This window comes from Gordonia sp. DT219 (genome assembly GCF_049847065.1).
In the GTDB taxonomy this organism is placed as follows: domain Bacteria; phylum Actinomycetota; class Actinomycetes; order Mycobacteriales; family Mycobacteriaceae; genus Gordonia.
Genome location: NZ_JBNCNR010000001.1, coordinates 677366 through 694489, shown reverse-complemented (window position 1 = coordinate 694489; position 17124 = coordinate 677366). Strand labels below are relative to the sequence as shown.

At 65.6% G+C, this 17124-nt stretch carries 16 protein-coding genes and 1 pseudogene; 13 read left to right on the top strand and 4 right to left on the bottom strand.

Going from position 1 to position 17124, the window contains the following annotated elements; translation table 11 throughout:
- Positions 1 to 227: pseudogene (locus tag ACPXB3_RS03360) on the bottom strand (IS701 family transposase); the annotation flags it as partial.
- 512 nt (positions 228 to 739) lie between these two features.
- On the opposite strand from ACPXB3_RS03360, the gene ACPXB3_RS03355 reads away from it, so the two are divergent.
- From ACPXB3_RS03355 to ACPXB3_RS03340, 4 genes are all read left to right on the top strand, one after another.
- Entirely contained in the window at positions 740 to 1792 is a 1053-nt protein-coding gene (locus tag ACPXB3_RS03355) for an NAD(P)-dependent oxidoreductase (protein WP_425726388.1), read from the top strand.
- Positions 1789 to 2823, top strand: coding sequence for a D-alanine--(R)-lactate ligase (vanA, locus tag ACPXB3_RS03350; RefSeq protein WP_425726386.1), 1035 nt, complete (start codon positions 1789 to 1791; stop codon positions 2821 to 2823). The genes ACPXB3_RS03355 and vanA overlap by 4 nt, the downstream gene beginning before the upstream one ends.
- Positions 2820 to 3428, top strand: coding sequence for a D-Ala-D-Ala dipeptidase VanX (gene vanX / locus ACPXB3_RS03345; RefSeq protein ID WP_425702536.1), 609 nt, complete (start codon positions 2820 to 2822; stop codon positions 3426 to 3428). Before vanA ends, vanX begins: the two co-directional genes overlap by 4 nt.
- A 214-nt stretch (positions 3429 to 3642) precedes the next feature.
- The gene (locus ACPXB3_RS03340; protein ID WP_425702538.1) at positions 3643 to 4776 is read left to right on the top strand and encodes a UDP-N-acetylglucosamine--N-acetylmuramyl-(pentapeptide) pyrophosphoryl-undecaprenol N-acetylglucosamine transferase; all 1134 of its coding nucleotides are present in this window, start codon (positions 3643 to 3645) and stop codon (positions 4774 to 4776) included.
- A gap of 37 nt (positions 4777 to 4813) precedes the next feature.
- Here ACPXB3_RS03340 and ACPXB3_RS03335 read toward each other — a convergent pair whose 3' ends face one another.
- The 3 genes from ACPXB3_RS03335 to ACPXB3_RS03325 form a co-directional block, all read right to left on the bottom strand.
- Positions 4814 to 5644, bottom strand: a complete 831-nt coding sequence (locus ACPXB3_RS03335) for a sensor histidine kinase (protein WP_425702540.1) — start codon at positions 5642 to 5644, stop codon at positions 4814 to 4816.
- Between the two features lie 265 nt (positions 5645 to 5909).
- The gene (locus ACPXB3_RS03330; protein WP_425726384.1) at positions 5910 to 6602 is read right to left on the bottom strand and encodes a response regulator transcription factor; all 693 of its coding nucleotides are present in this window, start codon (positions 6600 to 6602) and stop codon (positions 5910 to 5912) included.
- A gap of 277 nt (positions 6603 to 6879) precedes the next feature.
- On the bottom strand, positions 6880 to 7815 hold the full coding sequence (locus ACPXB3_RS03325; RefSeq protein WP_425726382.1) for a 5,10-methylenetetrahydrofolate reductase: 936 nt from the start codon (positions 7813 to 7815) through the stop codon (positions 6880 to 6882).
- Positions 7816 to 8051: 236 nt separating this feature from the next.
- Between ACPXB3_RS03325 and ACPXB3_RS03320 the strand changes: the two genes are divergently transcribed.
- The 9 genes from ACPXB3_RS03320 to ACPXB3_RS03280 all read left to right on the top strand — a co-directional run bounded on the left by ACPXB3_RS03320 (position 8052) and on the right by ACPXB3_RS03280 (position 17123).
- On the top strand, positions 8052 to 8576 hold the full coding sequence (locus tag ACPXB3_RS03320) for an MSMEG_0572/Sll0783 family nitrogen starvation response protein (protein WP_425702546.1): 525 nt from the start codon (positions 8052 to 8054) through the stop codon (positions 8574 to 8576).
- 34 nt (positions 8577 to 8610) lie between these two features.
- Positions 8611 to 9510: a carbon-nitrogen hydrolase family protein gene (locus ACPXB3_RS03315; protein WP_425702547.1), complete on the top strand. Its 900-nt coding sequence runs from the start codon at positions 8611 to 8613 to the stop codon at positions 9508 to 9510.
- Positions 9503 to 9820, top strand: a complete 318-nt coding sequence (locus ACPXB3_RS03310) for an MSMEG_0570 family nitrogen starvation response protein (protein WP_425726380.1) — start codon at positions 9503 to 9505, stop codon at positions 9818 to 9820. Before ACPXB3_RS03315 ends, ACPXB3_RS03310 begins: the two co-directional genes overlap by 8 nt.
- Positions 9817 to 11106: an MSMEG_0569 family flavin-dependent oxidoreductase gene (locus tag ACPXB3_RS03305; protein ID WP_425726378.1), complete on the top strand. Its 1290-nt coding sequence runs from the start codon at positions 9817 to 9819 to the stop codon at positions 11104 to 11106. The genes ACPXB3_RS03310 and ACPXB3_RS03305 overlap by 4 nt, the downstream gene beginning before the upstream one ends.
- Before the next feature lie 27 nt (positions 11107 to 11133).
- Complete coding sequence (locus tag ACPXB3_RS03300) at positions 11134 to 12606, top strand: AMP-binding protein (RefSeq protein WP_425726376.1); 1473 nt, start codon at positions 11134 to 11136, stop codon at positions 12604 to 12606.
- Positions 12603 to 13658, top strand: coding sequence for an MSMEG_0568 family radical SAM protein (locus ACPXB3_RS03295; RefSeq protein ID WP_425726374.1), 1056 nt, complete (start codon positions 12603 to 12605; stop codon positions 13656 to 13658). The genes ACPXB3_RS03300 and ACPXB3_RS03295 overlap by 4 nt, the downstream gene beginning before the upstream one ends.
- A gap of 1 nt (position 13659) precedes the next feature.
- A complete protein-coding gene (locus ACPXB3_RS03290; RefSeq protein WP_425726372.1) occupies positions 13660 to 15099 on the top strand; it encodes an MSMEG_0567/sll0787 family protein in 1440 nt (479 codons plus the stop codon).
- 63 nt (positions 15100 to 15162) lie between these two features.
- Positions 15163 to 16011, top strand: coding sequence for a carbon-nitrogen hydrolase family protein (locus tag ACPXB3_RS03285; protein WP_425726370.1), 849 nt, complete (start codon positions 15163 to 15165; stop codon positions 16009 to 16011).
- Complete coding sequence (locus ACPXB3_RS03280) at positions 16011 to 17123, top strand: MSMEG_0565 family glycosyltransferase (protein WP_425726368.1); 1113 nt, start codon at positions 16011 to 16013, stop codon at positions 17121 to 17123. Before ACPXB3_RS03285 ends, ACPXB3_RS03280 begins: the two co-directional genes overlap by 1 nt.
- Position 17124: the final 1 nt, after the last annotated feature.

Here is a 17124-nt window from a genome sequence, read left to right as displayed (position 1 = left end):
TCGGCGAATGCGTCGACGACCATCGTGCGCAAGTCGTCGCGAATGTCATCGGCGTTCCACTTGGCTCGAGACAGCAAGTGCTGCAACTTGTCCGGTGTGGCGTGTCCGGCAAGTTCAGCCATCGTCCAGCAATTCTTGGACTCCAGCGCCGACATCACACCCAACACAAACGCGCCCGCGTTGCGAGCGGCGTCGCAGCGGGCGAACCGCGGCCCGATCGTGTCGATCACCGAGTCCAGTCCTGCCTGCCACCGGTCATGGTCTACCCTCAAACCCGCGGCTGCCGCGGGCATCTTTGTTGTCTTCACAAACCACAAATCATGCCCCGGCAGTCGCCCTCACCAGCGCAAACACGCCGCAGCACACCACAGACCGCGAACTACGGCTGTAGTACTAGACATCATGGTTTACGACATGTGGCAAGGCGCACTCACATTGTTCGGGCACGGCGCGCTCGTAGCTTGGCTCGTCTGTTTCGACACGCCGGACGGCCGTCGCTCCGGTCGACTCGTGACGGGACGTGTTTGATGACGGCGCTCATCTAAATTCCCCAGTGACGAAGACGCAGGGCTGCGGACGCGTCGCCCCACGCATCGCTTCCGCTCCGAATCGTGATCGCCGCAGTCTCGACATCGAGAGGATTATAGCCAAGCTCGGGTGACCAGCCGACTGATGAGTATCGTCCGCATATCGAGAATTCGATACGTGCCGGCAACGTCGAACTCTATTGACTGGGGGCATGGCTTGCAACGAATTGAGTCGGATCAACGGTGCGGTGATCGCGGACCGCCCCGCCCGCGCGGGTACAGCGCGGCCCTCCTCGGCATGTCTAACGACGGGGATAACGATCTTCGGGTGCACCGAGGACGAAGGCTCGGTGTTCTGCGAGGCTGCTGCTCGCCTCGGTATACGGCCAACGATAGTCGAATCAGATGTCGGGCAATCCAATGCCAAACTGGCACATGGCAACAAGTGCATAAGCATCAGTCACAAGACTCAGGTCACCAACCGCACACTCCTGGCGCTGAGCAAAGCCGGTGTGGAATATATCTCCACCAGAAGTATCGGCTACGACCACGTCGACCTGACATATGCCGACCGCTTGGGCATCTCGGTGGGCAACGTTGCCTACTCTCCCGACAGCGTGGCCGACTACACGTTGATGTTGATTCTGATGTCCGTGCGCCACGCGAAATCCACTATCCGCCGCACTGACTGTCACGACTATCGACTCGGTGAGACCCGTGGTCAGGAACTGTGCGACCTGACTGTCGGCGTGGTCGGGACGGGGCGCATCGGCACGGCGGTGATTGATCGGCTGCGCGGCTTTGGGTGCCGCGTGCTCTGGCACGACAGACAGTCTCACGACGGCGACGGAAGCGTACCGCTGTGCGAATTGATCGCGGAGAGCGACATTGTCACCCTCCATACCCCACTGACGACCGACACGCACCATCTCCTCGACCGTCGTCGCATCGAGGCGCTGAAACCTGGCGCGTACGTCATCAACACAGGGCGTGGGCCGCTACTCGATACCGGGGCGCTCTTGTCCGCACTGGAGAGCGGAAGGCTGGGCGGGGCGGCCCTCGATGTCGTCGAAGGCGAGGAAGGCATCTTCTACGTCGACTGCCGAAATCGGCGCATCGACAACGAGACCCTCGTACGGCTACAGCGGCTACCGAATGTGGTGATCAGCCCGCACTCGGCCTATGACACCGAGCACGCATTGAGAGACATCGTCGAGAACAGCCTCATCAATTGCCTGGGCTTCGAAAGTGAGCAAACAGCATGAGCAGATTGAAGGTCGGAGTCATCTTCGGAGGTGCATGCGAGGAACACCCGGTCTCGGTCAAGTCGGCGTGCGAGGTCGCGAAGAATCTCGATCCCGACAAGTACGAGCCGTTGTGGATCGGCATCACGTCTGGTGGCGAGTGGAGGCTTTGCGACAGCCCCGTCGCGGGGTGGGAGTACAGGTCTCGTCCGGTCACGCTGTCGCCTGACCGCAGCGTGCACGGGTTGCTGGTCAAGGGACAGGACGGGTATGAAACGCTGCGCCTCGACCTCGTCTTGCCCGTGCTTCACGGCAAGTTGGGCGAAGACGGCGCTATTCAAGGGTTGTTGGAGCTATCCGGTATCCCCTACGTCGGTTGTGACATCCAGGGGTCTGCGGTGTGTATGGATAAGGCACTGGCCTACATCGTCGCCAGGAGCGCGGGAATCGCCACCCCGAATTTCCGGGTCGTCACGGAGAACGAGAAAGTCGACCCCGGTCTACTTCGATATCCGGTGTTCGTGAAACCGGCGCGCTCGGGCTCCTCGTTCGGCGTCAGCAAAGTCACTCGAGCAGATGAACTGGCGAGCGCACTGAACGCTGCGCGGCAGTACGACTCGAAGATCCTGATCGAGGAAGCCGTGGCCGGCAGCGAAGTTGGCTGCGCGGTTCTCGGCGAGCTGTTCGGCCTGATCGTGGGCGAGGTGGACCGGGTCGACCTCTCGCACGGATTCTTCCGAATCCATCAGGAAGACTCCCCCGAGACCGGATCGGAAAACTCGACCTTCATCGTGCCCGCCGATATCTCCGACGAATCGCGGCAACTCATCCAAGAAGCCGCCAAGACCATCTATCGCGCCCTGGGCTGCAAGGGTCTTGCCCGCGTCGACACGTTTCTCACCGAGGACGGGCGAGTGGTGCTCAACGAGGTCAACACCATGCCCGGTATGACGTCCTACAGTCGCTACCCGCGGATGATGGCCGCAGGGCTGCCGCTGTCCGAGGTGCTCGATCGCCTCATCTCAATGACACTGCACGGAAGGAAGCGATGAACGCCGACTTCGTCTACGTCGACGAGTGGGTGCCGGGGATCCGCTGGGATGCCAAGTACGCCACGTGGGACAACTTCACCGGCAAACCCGTTGACGGCTACCTCGCGAATCGTATTGTCGCCACCCGGTCCCTGTGCGCGGCCCTCGAGCAGGCGCGCGGGAAGGCCGCCTCCCTCGGTTTCGGGCTGCTGCTCTGGGATGGATATCGCCCCCAACGTGCCGTCGACTGCTTTCTGCGTTGGTCGCAAAGATCCGATGACGGCCGGACCAAACGGCGTCACTACCCCAATATCGACCGGCCCGAGATAGTCACGCAGGGATACGTGGCCGCGAAATCGGGCCATAGCAGGGGCAGCTCCGTGGACCTGAGCCTCTATCACCTCACCACCGGTGAGCTTGTTCCGATGGGCGGTGACCACGACCTCATGGACCCGATCTCACATCATGGTGCCTCAGGAATCACACCAATCGAGACCCAGAGCCGGCAGCATCTGCAGTCCATCATGGAGGACTCCGGGTTCGATCGATACGAGTGCGAATGGTGGCACTACACGCTCAGAAACGAGCCCCATCCAAATGCGTACTTCGACTTTCCCGTCGCATGAAGCGAGTCAGCCCCTGCTACGTGATCGAGCCCTCCGGCAAGGTCCATGGGCTCGGAGGTCACCGTGCCGATTTATGCGGTCGAGGACGGCAAAGTGCGGTTCGACAAGCTGTCGGGCTACCCCCACAGGGCGGACTCCGCTTCGCTGCCCATGGACGTATTCGAGCGGTCCCCCGCGAATCGCGAAATCATGATCAGGGCGAGGATATGAGGATATGACGCCAGTCGAACCGGCACCTCGCATCGTCGTCGCCGGCGGGCACTCGGCCGGGCACATCGAACCCGCGATGAACTTCGCCGACGCACTACGCGGCCTCGAACCGGCAGCTGAGATCACCGCGCTGGGCACGGTTCGCGGACTGGACACCACCCTGATCCCCGCCCGCGGCTATCCACTCCAACTGATCCCGGCGACACCACTTCCCCGCCGGCTGAGTCGCGATCTGTTACAGATGCCGACCAAACTATGCGACTCGGTCCGGGTGGCAGGTGCGGTACTCGACCGGGTTCGGGCCGAAGCCGTGATGGGCTTTGGCGGCTACGTCGCCATGCCCGCATACCTGGCCGCCCGACGGCGCGGTCTACCGATCGTCGTCCACGAGGCAAACGTCCGGCCGGGACTGGCCAACCGAGTGGGGGCGCGGATGACGACCCACGTGTTCACCGCTACACCCAGCGTTCGGCTGGCGCACGCTGCCTCGATCGGCATCCCGCTGCGACCCGCGATTGCCGGGCTCGACCGGCGCGCGTTGCGTGACACATCACGGCAGCGATTCGGCCTGCGACGCGAGGGGCCGGTACTGCTGGTCACCGGCGGTTCGCAGGGCGCAGGAGCGATCAACACTGCGGTGTCCGGCGCCGCTGCGGCGTTACGGGACGCCGGCGTGCAGGTACTGCATATCACCGGGCCGCGGCACACGGTCGATCGGCCGTCCGGCCGGCCCAACGACCCCCCTTACGTCACCGTGCCCTACATCGATGACATGCAGTATGCCTACGCTGCAGCCGACTTCGCGATCTGCCGTTCCGGGGCGATGACGTGCGCAGAACTGGCCGCCGTCGGACTACCTGCCGCCTACGTCCCGTTGCCTCTGCGAGGCGCTGAGCAGCGGTTCAATGCCGAGCCCGTCGTCGCCGCCGGCGGAGCACTGCTCGTCGACGACGCCGAGCTCGATCCGACATGGATCGAAACCGTCCTCATCCCGATACTCGTCGATCCCGAACGGTTCGCGAAGATGTCGGCCCACACGTCAGCGGCCGGCGCACGCAGCGCAGACGTCGTCTTGGCCCGGCACGTACTCGCCGTAGCCATGCAGCAAAGGAGCATGACCTCGGGAGAGCAGGCGTAGCCGTGCGGACTACGACCAGCGCATGCCGTCCCGGCAGCTACGAGAAGTTCCGGCCTGCCGCCGGAAGTCGGACCGTGGCGCGGAGCCCTCCCCCGGCGCGCGGGCTGAGCGAGACCGTTCCGTCGTGCGCCTGTGCGATGCTCTTGACGATCGCCAGGCCCAGGCCGACTCCTGCGTGATCCGCGCGGACACGCTCGGTGCCACGCTGGAAGGGCTCGGTGAGCGTCGAGACCAATTGCGGGCTGAGATGGTCGCCGGAGTTCTCGACGGTCAGTGTGGCAGCGTCTGGGCCGACCGCGGTGTGCACCTCAACAGTGCCGTCCTCGGGGAGGTTGTGGACGATGGCGTTGTGTAGCAGGTTCGTCGCCATCTGCAGCAACAGCGCAGGTGAGCCCTTGGTGGGGGTCAGGTTCCCGGTTGTCTCGATGGCAACACCATGCTTGTCAGCGAGAGGCAGGAGAGCCTCGGTGGCTTCTTCGGCGATGAGCGACAGGTCGACGTCTTCTCCGGTAAAGGCAAGCTGGTCGCTGCGGCTGAGCAGCAGTAGTGCTTCGGTGAGTTCGATCGCCCGCAAGTTGACGGTTCGCAGACGGTCATCGAGCTCGCTACTCTCGCGATTCGGATCGTTTCGGGCGACATCGAGCATCGCCTGCGTGATCGCGAGCGGAGTACGTAGTTCGTGAGATGCGTTGGCTGCGAAACGCCGCTGTTCGGCCACGTGCGCTTCGAGCCGCGCCAGCATGCCATCGAAGGCGTCTGCGAGCTCACGAAACTCGTCTTGACGGCCCTTCAGCGCAATCCGGTGCGACAGCGATCCTTTCTCAGCCGTGCGCGCGGCTTCGGTGATTCGTGACAGGGGCGCAAGCATGCGACCCGCGAGAATCCAACCACCCACAAGGCCGAACACCAACAAGAATCCGAGCACCAAGATCGCTGCCGGGACAAACACGACCGGACCACTGTTCGCCGGATCGAAAACCCGAGCGAAGTTGGCCAGATCGGGAAGTCGGAACGTGGCGTACCTGCCCCTCAGTAGAAAGGCCCACACCGCTGCAAGGAGTAAGACACCCGCGATCATGAGGAACCCGACGTAGCTGAGGGTCAGCTTGACACGAGCACTCAGCCCCGCGCGCCTACTCACGGCTGGCACCACTACCCGCGTCCGTACCAGCATCGATGCGATAGCCGACGCCCGGCACGGTCGCGATCAACCACGGTTCACCCAGGCGCTTGCGTAGCGCCGAGACAGTGATGCGCACCGCGTTGGTGAACGGGTCGGCATTCTCGTCCCACGCACGTTCCAGCAGTTCTTCAGCACTGACGACACCGCCTTCGGCAGCGATGAGGACTTCGAGTACCGCGAACTGCTTTCGGGTCAGCGCGACATAGCGGTCGTCGCGGTAGACCTCGCGGCGGAAGGGGTCCAGTCGGAGCCCCGCGATCTCCCGCACAGGCGGTCGATTGTGGGCGCGCCTGCGGTCGAGTGCGCGCAGACGAAGGATGAGTTCCTGCAGCGCGAATGGCTTGGTCAGGTAGTCATCGGCGCCTAGCTGGAAGCCGGAGGCCTTGTCGTCCAACCGGTCTGCAGCGGTGAGCATCAGAATCGGCATACCGCTGCCGTTAGAGACGATTCGCCGCGCGATCTCGTCACCAGAAGGCCCGGGAACATCGCGGTCGAGTACCGCGATGTCATAGCCATTGACACACAACAACTCAAGCGCAGTGTCGCCATCGCCTGCGATATCGGCCGCGATTGCCTCCAGGCGCAGCCCGTCGCGGATAGCCTCCGCCATATAGGGCTCGTCCTCCACGATCAGCACACGCATGCTCCCCATGGTAGGAAACGGCACATATCGTAGGCATACAGAAAATCCTCCACTGGATCGCAGTGACGGACGGTATCCAGAATCAGGCCACCGACCGATGCGGTGCTCGGTGGCTCGCCGTGAGCTGGCTCGGTCACAGTCGCAGGTCCCAGGTCTGAGGCGACAACTCGACCGACTTCGACACGTCCAGCTACCAGTCGACACAGTTCACCTGGAACGACGAACCGCGGGCCTGCAGCGAGGTATGCGCACACTTTGCGCAGGTGCGTACGCGGTTTCAGCCCAGTTGCCTGCGGACCTCGCGGGCAAGGTCGATCGACGCGTCGATCTCGACCTTCCGGTTGGTAAGGCTTTCGACATTGATCCCGAACGGCAGGCCGAGCCGGCGGCAGAACGAAATGAGCAGTCCGGCGTTGGCGACGCATTGTTCGTACGACGCCGTCAGCGGGTCGCCGGATCGGGCGATCTCGGTCTGCAGCCAACTCGGGACGTGGATCCCGAGCCACGACATGAACTCCAGGGTCTTTGTCGACCCGCATGGCGCAAGCGTCAGCACCACCGGCCGTGGGTCCAGACCCTGGTCCCGGCATGCGTAGGTGTAGTCGGACAGCAGGTTACGGGTGCGGTCCAGGTCGTAGCAGACCTGCGAGACGAAGAATTCACAACCGGCATCCTGTTTGCGCAGCATCCGTTGGTGCTCTCCCCCGCCATTTGTGTGTCGCTCGGCGATGACGACGCCGCCCATGCGGGGCGGATTCGAGAGCTCGGCATGCCGGTCGTAGGCCTCGGCAAGCGTCGTTCTCATCATCTGATCCCGGTACGCCGCCCCGACAAGCACGGTCAGTACCCGATCACGTGAGGTCTCCGACAGCGACTCGCCCAACTCGTCCGGGGTGTACTTGCTCACGGCGCGGTAGACGATCACCGGTCCGTCCCAGCCGGTCAGGTGCCGGTCGAGGAACACGGCCGGATCCATCATCGGCATGAACGGGAACGGCCGCGGAGCCGAGGTCCGGTCTGCCTCCGCGTCGACGTCGTAGAGGACGAGGCCGTCGACAGCCACCGATCGCAGCCGGGCCAAGGTCGCCTCGGCGACGGCGTCCGCCAGCTCCGAGGTGGCGGTTGCGCGCGGCGGGGTCAGGCCGTAGAGCAGGGCGCCGTCGCCGGTCCTGGCCAGAAGCTCGGCAGCGCTGAGGTTTTCCGGAAAAGCCATCGGTTGATCATGCCATGCGTCGAGCGGGTCCGACACAGCCCATGTTAACGGAATTCACCACCCAATTGTTCCGGCGGTAACCAGGACGTAATAGCCCTGGCGTGAACTGAATGCAGTCGGAAAGACCTCACCCAGAACATCTTTCGACGACGCAACTCACCTCGGCGGGCAACGTCGCCCCCGGTTCACCTTATTGCTCAGCGGCTTCGACCGCTCATCCCGTCCAGGAGGACGTCATGCCCATGTTCGACGACGCCATCACCGAGAGCATCGCCACCTCGCTCGCGGAGATCCCACATCCGGCACTACCCAAGGGTTCCAACATCTACGGCGGAACCAAGATCTTCCCCGACTACCAGGCGGAGGAAGGCGAAACCTACTTCACCCTCGTCCACGGCATCGCCCACGAGTCGTCGGTGTCGTTCGTCGCCGTGCTGCAGGCGACCCGCGCGCTGCGCAAGGGCTTCGACTCGACGATCTATTTCTACGGACCCGGTGCCATCAATTGCCTGGCCACACGGGGATTCCCGACGACCGGCGACTCCGGGTTCCCCGGCGAGCAGAACATCAACAATTCGCTGGAGACCTTCATCAAGGAAGGCGGCACCGCCTTCTGCTGCCGCTTCGGCCTGGCGCTACACGGTGGCCGCGAGGAGGACCTGATCGAGGGCGTCATCCCGGCACATCCGCTCGACGTGCAGGATGCGCTCATCCACTTCGCACGCAAGGGTGCGATCATCAACTCGACCTACATGGTCTGACGATCCGAAACCGCTCTGCAGCAAGGAGAGTCAGATGACAACCATAGGTACGGTCGCGGCCAACTTCACCCGTGACCTCGAACAGAACTACCAGACGATCGCCGACTACGTGGCCCGGGCGCGCGACCGCGGGGTCGAGTTCCTGGTATTCCCGGAGGCCGCGATCGGCGGCTACCTGTCGTCGCTCGGCAATCACGGCGACACGGTGAAGACCACTGCCAGATCGCTTCCACCGGCCATCACCCTCGACGGTCCCGAGATCAGGCGGGTCCAGTCGATCATCGGCGACATGGTCATCGCCATCGGCTTCTGCGAGCTCGCCGAGGACGGCGAGACCCGGTACAACGCCGCAGCGATCCTCGACGGCACCACCGTCTACGGCAGCTACCGCAAGGTCCACCAGCCGCTCGGTGAGAACATGTCGTACTCGTCCGGCTCGGACTACCGGGTCTTCGACACGCCGGTCGGGCGCGTCGGTCTGCAGATCTGCTACGACAAGGCATTTCCCGAGGCGGCCAGGGTGATGGCGCTGGACGGCGCCGAGATCATCGCGAGCCTGTCCGCCTGGCCCGCGGCCCGCACGGCCACCGCGGAGAACATCCAAGACGATCGGTGGACGTACCGGTTCAATCTGTTCGACGCCGCGCGCGCACTGGACAACCAGGTGTTCTGGGTGGCATCCAATCAGGCAGGCACTTTCGGATCGCTGCGCTACGTCGGCAACGCGAAGATCGTCGACCCCGGCGGAAATGTTCTCGACACCACACTCGTCGACAGTGGCCTGGCCGTTGCCGACGTCGACATCGCCGGTACGTTCACCGCGATGCGCGCGGGCATGTTCCACCTCCGCGATCGGCGGCCCGACGTGTACGGCGTGCTCACCGAGGTCGATCCGACGGCGGCTGCGGGCTGGCGGGATCTCACCCATGCCTGAGATGACGTTCACCGTGAAATGGCCCGATGGTGCCGTCCAGCAATGCTATTCGCCGAGTCTCGTGATGCACGATCACCTCGAGCCGGGCGGGCGGTACACGGTCGCGGACTTCCGGGACCGCTCGACGACCGGACTCGACGAGGCCGCCGAACGCGTGCGGGCGACCTTCGGGTTCGCCTGCACGTCGGCGGCCACGACCGCGGACGCCGTCACCGAGGCCGCGCGACGATACGACGACTCGTCGACCGTCGAGATCCTCGCCATGCACCCACCCCTGCCCACCGCATCGTCCTCACCGGAGACATCATGAACACACCGGTTCCGCCCGTCACCCACATACCCGTCGCCATCATCGGGGGCGGCCAGGCCGGCCTCTCGGTCAGCTGGTACCTGGGGCACGCCGACATCGAGCACGTCGTCATCGAGTCGCAGACCGCGGTCCACGCCTGGACCTCCAAGCGCTGGGACAACTTCACCCTTGTCACACCCAACTGGCATTGCCGGCTGCCCGGCTACGCCTACGAGGGCCCGGACCCCGACGGCTTCATGACCCGTGACGAGGTGGTCGATTGGCTGGGTGGATGGCTCCGCACGTTCGCCCCTCCCCTGCGGGAACACACCACCGTCACGCGGCTTCGCCAGACCGGCGACACCGGATTCGAGCTCACCCTGCAGAATGCCGGCGGCCACGAGACACTCACCTGCGACCAGGTGGTCGTCGCCACCGGCGGGTATCCGCTCCCGGTCGTGCCCGACTTCGCGGCGTCGTTGGATCCGGCTGTCGCCCAGATCCATTCAGAGGAGTACTTCACTCCCGATCAACTGGCCGCCGGTGCCGTGCTCGTCGTAGGCTCCGGACAGTCCGGCGCACAGATTGCCGAGGATCTGCACCTCGCCGGGCGGCAGGTGCACCTCGCCCTCGGCAACGCGCCCCGGGTGGCGCGCACCTACCGGGGTCGCGATTGCATGACGTGGCTGGCCGACATGGGGCCCTACGACACCCCGGCCCAGGAGTATCCCGGAGGAAAGGCTGCGCAGGAGAAGACAAATCACTATGTGACCGGTCGCGACGGCGGCCGCGACGTGGATCTCCGGCAATTCGCGGCGGAGGGAATGACGCTGTACGGCAAACTCACCGACGGCAACGACGCCACACTCCGCTTCGCTCCCACCCTGGCCTCGTCCCTCGATCACGCCGACTCGGTGTACAACTCGATCTGCTCGGACATCGACCGATACATCGAGGCCAACGGCATCGACGCCCCGGCCCCCTCTCGGTACGAGCCCGTCTGGACCCCGGCGCACGAACCCACCGATCTCGATCTCGGCGATGCCGGCATCACCACCATCGTCTGGGCCATCGGCTATCGGCCCGACTACCGCTGGATCGAGGCCAGCGCCTTCGACGGTGCCGGGCGGCCGATGCAGACGCGCGGCGTCACCCAGGTGCCCGGACTGAACTTCGTCGGACTCCCCTGGATGCACACGTGGGGATCGGGCAGGTTCCTCGGCATCGATCGCGATGCCCGCCATATCGCCGAGTCCGTCGGAGCTGCGCTGGGCCGGCCGGGCATCCGACTCGCCGCCAACCAGTAGCGGAAACCGCGAGAGGAGCTCGAAGCCATGGTCGTTCAATCGATCTCATCGGTTTTCGCCGATCGGGCGCGGACCGCGCCGGATCAGGTGCTGGTCACCGACACCACCGGCGCCACGACGGCCGGCGAGATCGATGAGCGCGCCAACCGACTCGCCCGGCTACTCCACAAGCATCACGTCCAGCGTGACGACCTCGTCGAGGTGGCCCTCCCCAACGGCGTCGACTTCGTGGTGGCATGCCTGGCGATCTGGCGGGCCGGCGCGACTCCCATGCCGTTCGAACCGGCAATGCGCGCCGACGAACGTGCCACGCTCCGGGAGCTCGCACAACCGACGGTGGTCATCGGGGCGTCGGCGTCGGCGTCGGTTCCTGTCGTGACCGAGTCCGACGCCCTCGAAGTGTCGGCCGGGCGACTGCCCGACATCTGGTCCTCCTCCTGGAAGGCACCCGCGTCCTCCGGAAGCACGGGAGTCCCGAAGATCGTTGTCTCGCAGACTCCGGCACTCGTCGACCCCGAGGCGCCGGTTGCGGCGTTCGTACCCCGGCAGGCGAAACAACTGGTGTGCTCGCCGCTCTGGCACTCGACCGCATTCACCTACGCGTTCCGCGGCCTGACCGCCGGACACACCCTCGTCATCGAGCCGCATTTCGACGAACACCGGTTCTTGCGCCTCGTGGCCGAACACCGGATCACCTGGACCGTGCTGTCCCCGCCGTCGATCCGGCGTCTGCTCCGACTGCCCGAGTCCGAGCGGCATCGGCACGACCTGAGTTCGTTGGAGTCGGTACTGCATCTCGGAGCCCGCTGCCCGGCCCCCGACAAGCAGGCACTGATCGCGTGGCTCGGCGCCGAGCGCGTCGTCGAGGTGTATGCGGGCAGCGAATCCAACGGGCTCACCATGGCCACCGGATCGCAGTGGCTCCACCACCCCGGGACGGCCGGAAAACCCATCGGGGGAACGGAACTGGAGATCCGCCTACGCGACGGCTCGGTGGCCGCAGCGGGTGTGGCCGGGACCATCTGGATGCGGCGCGGCTCGGCGCCGTCGTATCGATATCTCGGTGCGCCCGGCAGACGCCGCGCCGACGGCTGGGACACCCTCGGTGATGTCGGATACGTCGACGACGACGGCTACCTCTATGTCCTCGACCGCGAGTCCGACATCATTCGCCGCGGCAGCGACCACCTCTATCCCGCCGACGTCGAACAATGTCTGGCGGAACTGCCCGGCGTCGACAGTGCTGTCGCCTTTGCCGAAGCCGGCCCTGACGGGCGGTCACAGCTGTCCGTGACCATCGAAACCGCTGCACACACCTGCCCCGCAGAGCTCGTCGCGCAGTACATCGAACGACACTTCGGGGCGCAGTGGCGGCCGGCCCGAATCATGTTCACCGATACACCACTCCGCAACGACGCGGGCAAGATCCGACGACGCGCGCCGGCCGGGAACAGCCTGCGCGGGCCGGCCCGACCCACTGACGAACGGACTCCACGATGACCGCATCCACCCGCGTCGACCTGGCACTCCTCGGCATCCGCGGCACCCCACCGGTAAACCGCACCGGCGGCGCCGGACCCACCGACGACGGACACCTCCTGGTCGACGGACTCCATGCCGCGATTCCCCGACACCCGGACAGTCCCTTCGTCTTCGACGGCGACCGCGTCCTGTACGACGGAATGGACGTGGGCCTAGACATCGGAGTCATCGGACGCCCACGGTTCTACGACCGGAGCACCGACGACGGCGTCGGATACGAGCAGATCGCAAAGCTGCACGGCCGCAACGTCCTCGCGACCACCGTGCTCCAGACGTGCATTCGCTACACCGAAGACCAACGCTGCCGATTCTGTTCCATCGAGGAATCGTTACGCACCGGATCGACCGTCGCGGTCAAGAAGCCAGAACATCTCGCCGAAGTGGCCCGGGCCGCAGTCGATCTCGACGGTGTCACCAATATGGTCATGACCACCGGAACCTCCGCGGGCAAGGACCGTGGTGCGCGACACCTCGCCCGGTGTGTGCGGGCGGTGAAGGCTGCCGTTCCCGAACTGCCGATCCAGGTGCAATGCGAACCTCCGGCGGACCTTGTGACCCTCACCGAACTCCGCGATGCCGGTGCCGACGCGATCGGTATCCACGTCGAATCCCTCGACGACGAGGTACGCCGTCGGTGGATGCCGGGGAAGTCGACGGTGCCGATGACGGAATACTGGGCGGCCTGGCGGGAAGCAGTCCGGGTGTTCGGCCGCAATCAGGTCTCGACCTACCTTCTCGTCGGCCTCGGTGAGGACCCCGACGAGATGATCGCCGGTGCAAAAGAACTCGCGGATGCGGGCGTCTACCCGTTCATCGTGCCGTTCCGGCCCCATCAGGGCACGCTCGCCGTCGAGGTCGACGGGGCGTCGGCGCCCGATCCCGCGGTCGTCGAGAAGGTCATGCGGGAGGTCGCGGCCCACTTGCAACTGCTCACCATGTCCGGTGGCGATCAACGCGCCGGATGCGCGGCCTGCGGCGCGTGCAGCATCCTGCAGAGCGTCGGGGGCTGACATGCTCGACGGCACCTCCGTGGGATGCGCGACGTCCACCACCGACACGGCCGACCTGTCGATTCTCGCCGGATCACCTCGGCAGGTGGCCAGTCCCTTCCTGATCCACCTGGCCGACACCATCACCGAACTGCAGGCGTACCGCGACCTGCGCCACGTGCAGTTCGTGCAGCGGCAGGACTTGTTCAGCCGCACCGATCGTGACGACACCGATGACGACCCGCGCACCGCGGTCCTGGTGGCCACCGCCGACGACGGCCGTGTGCTCGGCGGCGTCCGGCTGGGGCCGTGCACACCCGTCGACATCGGATGGTGGTCGGGCAGCCGGCTCGTCGTCGCCGACGACGCTCATGCCGCCGGGATCGGTGCGGCGTTGGTCCGTGCGGCGTGCGCCTTCGCCGAAGGCCACGACGTCCTGCGCTTCGACGCCACCGTGCAGGAACGCTACCGGCGACTGTTCACCTCGCTCGGGTGGGACGATCTCGGAACCGGCCCCGTCATCCGAGGCCGTTCGCATCGGCACATGTCGTGGCCGATCGGTCGCCTCCAGGCGCACTCCGATGACACGAAATCCGTTCTGGCCCGCGCATTACGGCCCTTCGCGGCGCAATCGGGCGGTCTGGGGCCGGCGGGATTCTGCGGCGACGACGGCGTACCGGTCCCCCACAGTGACTTCGTCGCGGCCTGCGATGCGATCATCCCGTCGATGGTGGAACGCGACCCGGAATGGGCCGGCTGGTGCTCGGTCCTGGTGAACCTCAACGATCTCTCGGCGATGGGCGCCGATCCCGTGGGCATGCTCGATTCCGTCGGCGCGCCCAGCACCGCTCACCTGCACCGGATCATTCGCGGGATCGCGGATGCCGCGCAGATGTGGCGCACCCCGGTCCTCGGCGGACACACGCAACTCGGTGTCCCCGCTGCGTTGTCGGTCACAGCGCTGGGGCGGACCCCGCAGCCGGTCCCGGGCGGCGGTGGACGGGCCGGCAACACGGTCTCGCTCGTCGCTGATCTGGGGGGCTCGTGGCGGGCGGGATATCAAGGACGCCAATGGGATTCGACGAGCACGCGGTCGAGTGGGGAACTCGTGGGCATGTCGTCGATCGTGGGTGGGCTGCGCCCGGCGGCGGCCAAGGACGTGAGCATGGCCGGGTTGGTCGGAACGCTCGGTATGCTCGCGGAGGCATCGGGCACCGGTGCCGAACTCGACGTCGCCGCCATCCCCCGCCCGGAGTCGGCGGCGATGGGTGCGTGGATGACGTGCTTCCCCGGGTTCGCGATGCTCGTCGCCGACGAGCGCAGGATCACCGACGTTCCGGGACCGGTCACCGCAGCTCCATGCGGTCGGTTGACGTCGCAAGCCGGGGTACGGTTGCACTGGCCCGACGGGCGCACCACGACCGCGGTGGAATCCACCGTGACCGGATTGGGCATCGCGTGAGACCGCACCACGCGCGGGTCGTCGGCGGGTCGACGGGGCGGCCTCTCGGTAGAGTTCGATGACATGGGAACAGTCACGCTCGGCGCACTTGCGGGTCACTTCGGCCGCGACGTGGAACGTGGCGTCGCCAAGGCCGTCGGCATCATCGAGGCCGCTCGCCGCGACGGGGTCGATCTCCTCGTGTTTCCCGACGCGACCCTCGGCGGCTACATCGGCAACCTGCGCTCCCCCGATCTCGACGACCTGCCCCCGGCCCTCGACCCGCACGGACCGGAACTGGCAACGATCGCCGAGGCCGCCGGGGACATGACCGTGTGCATCGGATACACCGAAGCCGACGGCGAGACCCACTACAACGCGGCCGTATGTCTCACGGGCGACGGCATTCTCGGCTCACACCGTAAGGTCCATCAACCGGCCGGCGAGTCCGCGGCCTACGCGGCGGGTGATTCGTTCACCACCTTCGACACGCCGGTCGGACGCGTCGGGATGCTCATCGACTACGACAAGACCTTCCCCGAATCGGCCCGCACCCTCGCCGTCGATGGAGCCCAGATCATCGCGGCTCTCTCGGCGTGGCCGGCGAGCGTGACCGACCGGGCCGCCCGCCTTCCGGCCGACCGCCAGTCGCGCCTGTTCGACCTCTACGACTGCGCCCGCGCCGCCGAGAACCAGGTGTTCATGGTCTCCGCCAACCTCACCGGGGTCACCGGCTCACTCCAATTTCTCGGCCAGGCAAAGGTTGTCGGACCGGGCGGAGACGTCCTCGCCACCACCCGATCCAAAGGTGGCCTCGCCAAGATCGACGCGGACGTCGAGTCCGAGATCATCCGCGCCCGACGCACACTTAACCACCTCGCCGAGCTGCGTCCCGAAATCTATCCTTCGGCAGCCGATCTCGGAGCATCCTGATGCGTGTTGCGCTGATCACCTACTCGACGAAGCCGCGTGGTGGGGTGGTCCACACCCTCAACCTCGCCGAATCACTCTCCCGACTCGGGGTCGACGTCACGGTGTGGAGCCTGGCGCGTGGTGGCGACGAGGGCTTCTTCCGCTCGATCGCCGATTCCGTCCGACAACGTCTCATCCCGTTCCCGGACGTCCCCGACGAGACGGTCACCGACCGAATCGTGAGGTCGATCAACGTGATCGGACATTCGTTCGCGTACAACGATTATGACATCGTCCACGCCCAGGACTGCATCAGCGCCAACGCGGTCGGGACATGCATTCGGACGATTCACCACCTCGACCGGTTCACCACGCCGGTGCTCGTCGAGTGTCACGAGAAGGCCGTGGTCGATCCGTACGCACGGATCTGTGTGTCACAGGCCGTCGCCGACGAGGTGCGCGACGGGTGGAGTCTGCATCCGACCGTGATCCCGAACGGAGTCGACTATGCGCGGTTCGCGTCGGCAGCAGCCGACTCCCCGGCCGCCGAAGCGAGGCGGGACGAGTGGCGCACGCGTCTGGGGCACTACGTCCTGGCTGTCGGCGGCATCGAGCCCCGCAAAGGCAGCATCGACCTCCTCGAGGCATATGCTCTGCTCCGCCGTGATCACCCCGATCTCTCGCTCGTATTCGCGGGCGGCGAGACCTTGTTCGACTACCGCGACTATCGAGCCGACTTCGACCGCAGGCAGTCCGAACTCGGGGTAGCGCCGATCGTGCTCGGTGCCGTCGACGACGCCGCCCTCCCCTCGCTGGTCGCGGGCTGCGACGCATTCGCTTTTCCCTCGATCAAAGAAGGTTTCGGGCTCGCCGCGATGGAGGCGCTTGCGGCCGGAAGACCAGTCGTCACACGCGAACTCCCCATCCTCCGAGAGGTTTTCGGAGATGTGGTCACCTACGCCGGGGAAGTTCCGTCACTGGCCGCGCGACTCGACGCGGCATTGCGCGGCGATCATCCCCGAGCCGAGCCGGGCCGTGTGCTGGCCCGCGGATTGACATGGGAGGCTGCCGCGCGGTCGCACATCGAGTTCTACGAGCAGCATCCGCATCCGAGAGTTGATCGAACCGCGTGAA